This window comes from Skermania sp. ID1734 (assembly GCF_007489285.1).
Classification (GTDB): Bacteria; Actinomycetota; Actinomycetes; order Mycobacteriales; family Mycobacteriaceae; genus ID1734.
Window position 1 is genome coordinate 1 of the sequence record NZ_VLIY01000036.1, and the last position, 9,189, is coordinate 9,189.

Here is a 9,189-nt window from a genome sequence, read left to right on the forward strand (position 1 = left end):
ACTTCTTCACGAAGAGCAGCACTGCGCGCGCTGCCAGCCTCACGAGCAGGTCTTGACCGTGATGTGCGGACGCTGCGGCAACGGCCCGTTGGTTGCCGGCGTCTACGCCGACCCAGGCGGCGGCATACCGGATACGGTCGCGTGCTGGCTCACTGACAATGGCTGGGCCGTGTCCCCAGAGCTCATCTGCCCAATCCATCCATGACGTGCTCACACGGCCTAGGCGCACAGGTCACTCGCATCGTGAACCTACGAACTCGGTCTACCGTGACTTTTCGTTCCGTTGTTCCTCAGAGGCGATCGCGGCGACAAGAGATCGGCCGCGGCCTGCGCTTGGCCGTCGACCAACATGGCGAACGTATGGACAACCCCGTCACGGTGCACGACATCAACGAGTTGACAGTTGTCACCGACGAGTCCTACACCGACTTCGTCGCAGGACTACAAAAGGAAATCTCCGACTCGCTGGCTGCGCGGCCACGCAAGGCAAGCGTGAAGTTCTTCACCGGCAAGACAATTCAGACCGAAGACGGCGAGTCGCTAGTCGAGGAAGCCCTCGCGCAGGCGCTCTATAAGTACCTGATCAAGAACGACTACCTGAACGAGGATGACACGCTTTCCGACGAGTACAAGGCAGCGAAAGAGGCTGGCACCCTGGCAGAGCCGACATCCGAGGCCCTGAAACCCGTGCTCAAGTTTCTGTTGCCCTTGGTCGACTCGCTGAACATCGATGTCCCGGCCCCAACCGACGACCGCAAGCCCAAGAAGATCCCGCTCAATGAGGCCAACTTCGCCAAGAAAGAGTTCCAGGCCCTGTGGCGCCGGATCAACCAGAAGGCCGTCTATCAGGTCGAGTTCGACTCATCCGAGCTCGTCACCAAGTGCATTCACGCACTCGACAAGCATCTCAAGGTCGCCGCGATGCAATACGTGGTCCAAGCTGGCACGCAGCGCGACGCCCTCGAAGCTGACGACCTCACCAGCGGCGCCGGGTTCGACGTGGCCAGCACTACAACCCACACCGCGACGGTGTCGGCCGCGTCCCAGGTCAGGTACGACCTACTCGGTGAAATCACGGAAAAAACTCAGCTCACCCGTCGTACGGCGGCGGCAATCCTCAGCGGAGTCACCCCGGAGACGTTTGCCAAATTCCGGCTCAATCCGGAGCAGTTCATCACCGAGGCCGCCCGACTCATCAACGAGCAGAAGGCAACAGCGATCGTCGAGCACCTGACCTACGACGCGCTCGAAGACCGTTTCGACACAGCGATTTTCACAGAGAACCAGACCAAGCAGGACCTCACCCACGCTGGCAACAAGCTGACCAAGCACATCTACGACTACGTCGTCACAGACTCCAAGGTCGAGCGCGACTTTGTCACCGAGCTCGATACCAGTCAGGAGGTTGCCGTCTACGCGAAGCTGCCACGCGGATTCTTCATTCCGACCCCCGTAGGTGACTACAACCCAGACTGGGCCATCGCGTTCACCGAGGGAACGGTCAAACACATCTACTTCGTCGCCGAGACCAAAGGCTCACTCTCGTCGCTTCAGCTCAAAGGAGTCGAGGACGCGAAGATCGAATGCGCCCGGAAGTTCTTCGCGTCGCTGAACGAGAAGAACGGCGAGAACGTCAAGTACGAGGTTGTCACCGACTACACCGAGCTGATGCAGCTCGTGACGACATGATCAGGGGTGTGTCCAAATGACGGAAAAGATGCTGGGATCTGTGGGCATCGTCGATTGCTGGCAATGCGAGATATCAGAACGTGTCGAATTGGTCTGCCAACGGCGCTGTGGGTGCTCGACCACGTGGCTCTTCTGACGATGGGAGGCAAGCCACCAGTATTCGGATTCTGCGACGGCCATCTTGTCGGTGCTCCCCGGTAAACTTCGCTGGTGATTTCACCGGCCAACCGGGCGCGGTGACGACACGCTCACCGAGGAGCACCGTGGCAGACACCAAGGTCATTTTCATCGCCTTCGCGATCGAGGACGAGCGTCAAAGGGACTTCCTGAAGGGTCAGTCCCTGCACCCCCGCACGCCCTTCGAGTTCATCGACATGTCGGTCAAGCAACCGTACGAGTCCGAGTGGAAAGACAAAGTGCGGACGCGGATCCGTCGCTCGGACGGAGTGATCGTGCTGGTGAGCAAGAACTCACTGACGTCCTCGGGGCAGAAGTGGGAGATCCAGTGCGCCAAAGATGAGGGCAAGCCGATCCGGGGGATCTGGGCGTATAAAGACGACCGCACCAACATTTCGGGGGTGCCCACGTACACGTGGAGCGATGAAAACATCAGCAACTTCATCGACTCCCTGTAGGTCGTCGTGCGGAAGGCGCTGATCGTCGGAATCGACCACTACCCATACATTGGGGACCTCAGCGGGGCGGTCAACGATGCCCACGCTGTGAAGAACGTTCTCGAGCGGAATGCCGACGGCACGCTGAATTTCCCCACCCCGCACCTGCTGGTCGGGACCGGCCCTGGGGCCGAGGTTACTAGGCTCGAACTCAAGGAATCGGTCCGGAAGCTTTTCGCCGATGACGCCGATATAGCACTCTTCTTCTTTGCCGGTCACGGATACATCGAAGACACCGGAGGCTTCCTTTGTGCCAGCGACTGCCAGTCAGGCGACGACGGTCTGTCGCTGGCAGAACTAATGTCCTTGGCCAACTCGTCGAAGGCAAAGAATAAGGTCATCATCCTGGACAGTTGTCACGCGGGCATTGCGGGAACAAGCGCCCTCAGCCAGAACGTTGCCGAGATTTCCGATGGTGTCACTATTCTCACCGCGTCGACCGCTGACCAGTACGCGATGGAGACGCCCGGAGGTGGATCAGGCGTTTTCACGAGCCTGTTCGTCGACGCTCTCAGTGGAGCTGCCGCGAACCTCGTAGGAGCAATTACTCCTGGAAGCGTCTATGCGCACATCGACCAATCGCTTGGGCCTTGGGCGCAACGCCCAGTTTTCAAGACCAACGTAAAGACCTTCATCTCATTGCGGGAGGCTACTGCGCCAATTGAACTGGCTGAGCTGCAGCAGCTGACTGACATATTCCCCTCTCCTACAACCGTATTCAGCCTCGATCCCAGCTACGAGCCGCACCGCTCCGGCTTCGAAGATCCTTCGGTTCCAGCGCCCGATCCGGCCCACACGGCTGTCTTCGCGGTACTGCAAAACTATGTCAAGGTCAACCTCGTGAGGCCCGTCGGTGCCCCACACATGTGGCACGCGGCGATGGGGTCACACGGCTGCGAGCTGACTGTACTTGGCCAGCACTATTGGAAACTCGTCGACGACGGCCTCATCTGATGTCCACCGAAAGAGATGTCCAGGCACGTCTGGACACGCCCGAACTCATGGAAAAGCTCGCCGCTATCGAGCATGAACGATGGGCTCATTGGCAGCAATACATGCATGACCAGTGCCAGCGTGCGAAGGACGGGTCTTTGATCATCCCCGCTCATTTAGCAAAGCGTTGGCAAACCCAGATCGAGACCCCCTACGAGAACTTGAGCGATTCGGAGAAGGATAGTGATCGTGAACAGGTGAGGCGCTACTTGCCGATCATCGGTGCGGCCATCAAGGCGCCCGCTGCGGAGGGGTAGGCGGCGCGATGCCCAGAGCTTCATGGAGACGTTGAAGCAGCAAGTTGACAATTACATGGAGGAAGCCAAGCGGGACAGAAGGAGGCTGGCTTCAAAGACAACACCCTGGGACAAGCCATCATCAACGAAGGAGCTGAAACGGCAAACCCCAGGATTCGCTCGCCTGACCTTGATTCGCCGGCATTGCTGTCTCGTGAGACGCCAAAATTTCGCATAAATGCTGGGTCCAGGATGTGCACGTCCTTATCGGTGAGACCGCGCCCGAATGCTGCCTTTGACGCGGAATCGGCAGCACGGAGGATGAAGTCGACGACCTCGATCGGCGTGTACACGATGCCGAGCGCCTCGGCCTGCTTCTTGAAGCCGATCCGGAAGAACCTCTCGTACAGCTCCTTGACGACGGTCTGCTTGCCCTCGGCAGTCTTGACCTCCGACGCTTTTTTGCGGACCGAGTTGTAGAACCCTTCGAGTTTCGCGGTCTCGGCTTCCAGGCCGGAGTCGTGCAGCCGGTCGACCATCGCCTGCATCACCCGTGATACGGGGTTGCGCGCCGCGAACTCGTGGTCGCCGAACAAGGCGTCGAACACCGGCGCGGTGATCAGGTGCTGGCAGAGCATACTGATCGCGTTGTCTCGGGTGATCGACTCGTTCAGGTTGTCCCGCAAGCCTTTGTGGAATGCGGTGAACCCGTCGGCGACGGTGCTATCGGCGGTGGCGAGGATCGCCTCGATCCGGGTTTGCAGTGTCGCTGCAATGTCGGCGACATCGGCCGCCCAGTCTTCCCAGTAGGCGCGGGTGCCGACTTTGTCGACGATCCGGGCATAGATTGCTTCTTGCCAGTCTGACAGTGAGAACAACGCCATCTGCGACGCCATGTTCGTGGCCTTGTCAGCCTCCGATGGAGGGTCGTTCTGGGGTGTTCGGTCACTTGTGTCGACGGATTCGTTGTCGTCGCGGGTGGGGCCGATGTGCCCACCCAGCAGTCGGTCGTTGCCTTTGCCTTGCTGATCCTTGGTGCCGGTGTTCAGTGCGATGGAGTTGACCATCGCCTTGAACCGTTCGTCGTGGGCGCGTAGCGCGTTGAGTACCTGCCACACGACCTTGAACCGCAGGTTGTCGCCGAGCGCTTGAGCCGGGCTGACACCGGCCGGCACGGCAACCGGCAGGATGATGTAGCCGTAATCCTTGCCCGGAGAGCGGCGCATGACCCGGCCCACCGATTGGACGACGTCGACGACGGAGCTGCGGGGGTGCAGGAACAGAACCGCATCCAGCGCGGGCACGTCGACACCTTCGGACAGACAGCGGGCGTTGGTGAGGATCCGGCATTCACCTTCGGGGACAGGCGCTTTCAGCCAGGACAGTTGTTCGTGGCGTTGCAGTGCGTTGAACGTGCCGTCGACGTGCCGGACCTCGCAGGCCAGGTCGCTGTTCGTGGTGGCAACCGGGTTGCCGTCATTCTCGTCGGTGACCAGCAGATCGCGATAGGCATCCACGATCGCGGGGAAGACCTCGGCGACCTGTTTGGAGGTCGCGATGTCCTTCGCGAATGCGACTGCTCGCCGCATCGGTGGCTCCCCGGCCGGGAACCCGGTCCCGTCGGGGGAATGACCGGCCCGCTTCGCGAGCCCGTTCCAGCACCCGACGATCTTCGATGCGTCGTCGAGGCGGAGTTCACTGTGTTTGCCGGCGAGTTGTGCCTGCATCGGGGCTGCGATGAGTTCTTCGTCGACGGTGAGGACAAGGACCTTGTAGTCGGTCAGCAGGCCCCGGTCGACGGCTTCGCCGAACGAGAGGCGGTGGAACTCGGGGCCGTAGGTTTGCTCGTCGTCCATCGACGCCAACTCGGCTGCGGCTTCGGTTGCCTTGTCCTTGACGGTGTCGTCGAAGATGCGGGGTGTCGCCGTCATGTACAGGCGGCGAGCGGCTTTCAGGTAGTCGCCGTCGTGGACCCGGACAAAGTTCGACTCGTCCACCCCGGGGAGCGTGACACCCGTCGTTCGGTGGGCTTCATCGCAGATCACCAGGTCGAACGGGTCCACACCCAGGGTTTGCGCTCCCGCGACCACAGGCAGTGACTGGTAGGTCGTGAACACGACCGTCAACCCTTTGGACCGTTTGCGGCGGGTCATCTCTGCGGCAAGCTTGCCCGGATCGGTCGTGACCGGGATCGACACGTCGTGGGTGTTGTAGTCCTCCGCCGACCGCGACACCTTCGTATCCGAGCACACCGCGAACGCCCGGATGTCGAGCGTCGTCTGTGCGGTCCATTCCCGAAGTGTTTGCGCCAGAAGCGAAATCGACGGAACGGCGAAAAGGATACGCGCGGTGCCACCGTTCTCCAGTGCGGTGCGTTCGGCGATCTTCAACGCGGTGAACGTCTTCCCGGTACCGCAGGCCATGATCAGCTTCCCACGGTCGTGTCCCGCGGCGAATTCTGCGAAGACAGCGTCGCTCGCGGTCTGTTGATGCGGACGGGGGTCGTGTCGCTTCGCCTCGGTCAGGACGACCTCGAGCTCACCCCCCGGCCATGCGATGTCCCAGTCGATCGGTGACTCGGCGATCTCCGCGAGCCCGATCCGCTGCACGGGGATCGTCTGGCTGTCCAGTGCGTCTTCGGCGTTGCGGCCCCATCGGTCGGTGGTCGAGATGATCACCCGGTTGGTGAACGGCTGTTTGCCGGACGCGGTGAAGAAGGAATCGATGTCGGCCTTGGCGAGGGTGTGGGTGGGTTCGTAGAACTTGCACTGAATCGCGGTGTACTGACCTGTATCGCGTTCCCGGGCAACGAGGTCGATACCCGTATCAACCTTCCCCGCCCGGTCGGGCCAGTCGATCCAGCGCCACACTGCGTCGTAATGCTGCGACAGCATCGGGTCGAGTTGGAAATAGCGGACCATCAACTGCTCGAACTTCGTGCCCCGCTCGGAGTTCGTCGGTTCCGCACGGAACGCCTCGATCACCTCGTGCAGCGTCGCCATAACGTCGAATCATGCCGCACTGACCAGTGCGTGGGGACACGGACACCGTGGCGAGTGCCTGAGCGCTTGAAGCAAGCTGTTGGAGCCGACGTCGATCAGGCCGTCGAGGGGAAAAGTCTCTTCCATTCCGTGATTGTGGGTTCGAGCTGTCTTGGGTATTGCCGCCTTCGGCGTGTCGCGTTAGTGGGACTCTGCGAGTGTGCCTCTATCAAAGCAACCGCGCACTCGGTCATGTTCACCGAGGCAGCGAGCGCCTCGGCGAGCATCGCAAAGAGGTCGCCGTTGCGAGCGTAGTCGTTGGCCCACTGCATGCCGTGCCCGACGGCGGAGCTGATCGAGTACATGCGCCGGACGCCGATTGCCATGCCGCCCTTCGCCAACTCTCCGCGGTCATGTGGGGGTATGTGCTCGTCGATCCAGTCAGCAGCTCTTTCGGTTGTCGTCCCGAACCCAGGCGGGGATTCGTAGGCTGCAGTGTTGGACTTGAGCTGGTTGTACTCGATGAGCAACTCTTTGTGTCCCTTCTCGAAGGCCTTCCTCTGCTGGGGAGGGGCAGCGATCTTGCCGGTGCGGAGGTTGTCGACCTCGTTGCCGTTGTAGTTGGTCTGCTGCTTCAGCTCGTTGACCAGCAGGCCTACTGCGCGTTGTCGCCGTACATCTCGATCCTGGTTGCCGAGCAGCCAAATCGTTCGACCGGACGATTCCACCGCGGAGCGGCACAATCCCATTACTGAAGGTGCGCGAAGCTGGGCCTTGGTGGAGAAGTCGGTCTTCTTGGTCACGCGGAGCATCAGCTCCGATGCCGTTGTCAGACTGTCGGTCGCCGCCATAATCGGCCATAACGCCATCGATTCGACCAATGGGCTTCGGTCGGGCATGAAACCAGCGTCGTCGAGCGCCAGGCTGCTGTCGGGATCAGCCCGTTGTGGGTGCAAGCCCCAGGTGGTGAGCGCCCCCGCTCGTGCTGCGCGTGCGTCGATACGACCCAAGCGTGCCATGAACTGTTCGAGGCCTTCGAGTGTGCCGTTACCGTCGATCGACATTCCACAACCATGGCATTTCCTACCGACAAGTTCTGTCGGGGGAGCTTCGACATCGTTGTCGGCACATCCTGACGCGTTGTTGTCCGGTTGAGGTTCCTTCAACGGACACGAGGAACAGGGTCAGGTGCTGGGGTTCCGCAGCGGCCGGTAACCGGTGGCGTCCAGTTGAGCGAGTTCCTTGTCGACATCGATCGGGATCGATCCGAAGAAGTGCACGGGTTCGCTGTGGGCTGGTGAAATGTCCGCGAGTACCGCGTCGTCGATCGGTTGTCCGGCAGCACTGCGCGCATCCACGGCGAGGCCGAGGTATTCGGTCATCCAGCAGATGATCGCGTTGGTGACCACCGTGAGACACCACGCTTGCTCGGTCTGTTGCTCGTGGTGGTGCCTGGTCATCTTTCCGAGTCCGGCGAAGTGCAGGTCGCGACGGAGCGCGTGCATCGATTCGCCCTTGTTCAGCTGCCGCCCGATCTTGCGGCGATAGGTTTCGTCCGATAGGTACCGACAGGCAAAGATCGTGCGGCGGACCGCGCCCCACTCTTTCAGCGCGGCGGCGAGGCGGTTCTGGCGTGAACTGGCCGACAGCTTGCCGACCAGCAGCGACGCGGTCGTGTGCCCGTACTTGAACGACGCGGCCAGACGCAGCATGTTGTCCCACTCCGCGACGATCAGTTCGTCGTCGGCGATCGCGGTCAGCAACGGCCCGGCATGAGGATAGTCGGCGAGATAGTCGCGGCGTGGCCCGAGCCGGTAGGGCACGATCCGGCCGAGGTTGCGGATGCGCGGGGACAGTGTCAACCCGACCAGATCGAACAGCGCGAAGTTGACCAGGGTGACGCCGCCGGTGTCGACGGCGTGCTCGGTGATCGGCAGATCGGTTGCATTGCCGAGGATTTCGTCCAGCACATAGTGGGCTTCGCGGTCGGTCGCGACGATGATCTTCGTGCCGTAGGTGGAGTGCTGGTCGGAGACGTGGGTGTAGGTCGAGATGCCTTCGTCGACGAAGTACCGCGACAGGTGCCGGGCGGTCAGCGACTTGCCGCGCATCGGGAACCGCTGCCCATCCGACGACGACAGGGTTCCCGACCCGAACCGCTGGCTCATCGGCAGACCGTGGTGGTAGTCGACGATGACGGCGTTGCCGGCCCGCAGGGTCGGTTCACGCAGATACCATTCCGAGGTCCACGCCAGCACGTCGTAGGAGATCCCCGAGGCGTGCGCCATCGCGGTGAGCCCCATGTTGGTCGCGAGCGTTATCTTGAGTTCTCGACATCAACGAGCCTGTGACCTGGCGTTTTGCGATCTGGATATGTCATCGACGGCTGCTTTCAGCACGGTCCGATCAGCGCGGAATTTCTCCTCTTCGGCGTGTCGCGAACGCTGCCCTGGATCTGGGCCGCTCGGTTTTCGCCCAGGGCCTGGGCGAGCGCTGCACGGAGTTGCTTGTTGTCGGCTTCGAGTCGGCGGATGCGAGCGTCGGCGACTTCCAGACGACGCAGAAGCGATGCCTCTGAAGCCCGTTGCCGGTCGGGCAATGATCCGGATGCGGTTG

5 protein-coding genes and 4 pseudogenes are annotated in these 9,189 nt (G+C 61.4%); 4 read left to right on the forward strand and 5 right to left on the reverse strand.

All coding sequences use genetic code 11. The features are described from left to right. A partial coding sequence (locus FOS14_RS25045) for a hypothetical protein (protein WP_221936767.1) occupies positions 1-214 on the reverse strand: 214 nt, incomplete at its 3' end. An 86-nt stretch (positions 215-300) separates the two neighbouring features. On the opposite strand from FOS14_RS25045, the pseudogene FOS14_RS24225 reads away from it, so the two are divergent. From FOS14_RS24225 to FOS14_RS24240, 4 genes and pseudogenes are all read left to right on the forward strand, one after another. Beyond that, positions 301-1,689 (forward strand): annotated as a pseudogene (locus FOS14_RS24225) (restriction endonuclease subunit R); the annotation flags it as partial. Between the two features lie 263 nt (positions 1,690-1,952). Beyond that, positions 1,953-2,324, forward strand: coding sequence for a TIR domain-containing protein (locus FOS14_RS24230; protein WP_143773404.1), 372 nt, complete (start codon positions 1,953-1,955; stop codon positions 2,322-2,324). Between the two features lie 6 nt (positions 2,325-2,330). Continuing rightward, a complete protein-coding gene (locus FOS14_RS24235) occupies positions 2,331-3,317 on the forward strand; it encodes a caspase family protein (protein ID WP_143773405.1) in 987 nt (328 codons plus the stop codon). Next, complete coding sequence (locus FOS14_RS24240) at positions 3,317-3,613, forward strand: hypothetical protein (protein WP_143773406.1); 297 nt, start codon at positions 3,317-3,319, stop codon at positions 3,611-3,613. The genes FOS14_RS24235 and FOS14_RS24240 overlap by 1 nt, the downstream gene beginning before the upstream one ends. 224 nt (positions 3,614-3,837) lie before the next feature. Here the strand turns inward: FOS14_RS24240 and FOS14_RS24245 are convergent. The 4 genes and pseudogenes from FOS14_RS24245 to FOS14_RS25050 all read right to left on the reverse strand — a co-directional run. Then, a pseudogene (locus FOS14_RS24245) lies at positions 3,838-6,594 on the reverse strand (DEAD/DEAH box helicase family protein); the annotation flags it as partial. 95 nt (positions 6,595-6,689) lie between these two features. Next, entirely contained in the window at positions 6,690-7,637 is a 948-nt protein-coding gene (locus FOS14_RS24250; RefSeq protein ID WP_143773408.1) for a hypothetical protein, read from the reverse strand. A 120-nt stretch (positions 7,638-7,757) separates the two neighbouring features. Continuing rightward, a pseudogene (locus FOS14_RS24255) lies at positions 7,758-8,885 on the reverse strand (Tn3 family transposase); the annotation flags it as partial. Positions 8,886-8,965: 80 nt separating this feature from the next. Next, a pseudogene (locus FOS14_RS25050) lies at positions 8,966-9,189 on the reverse strand (DUF6262 family protein); the annotation flags it as partial.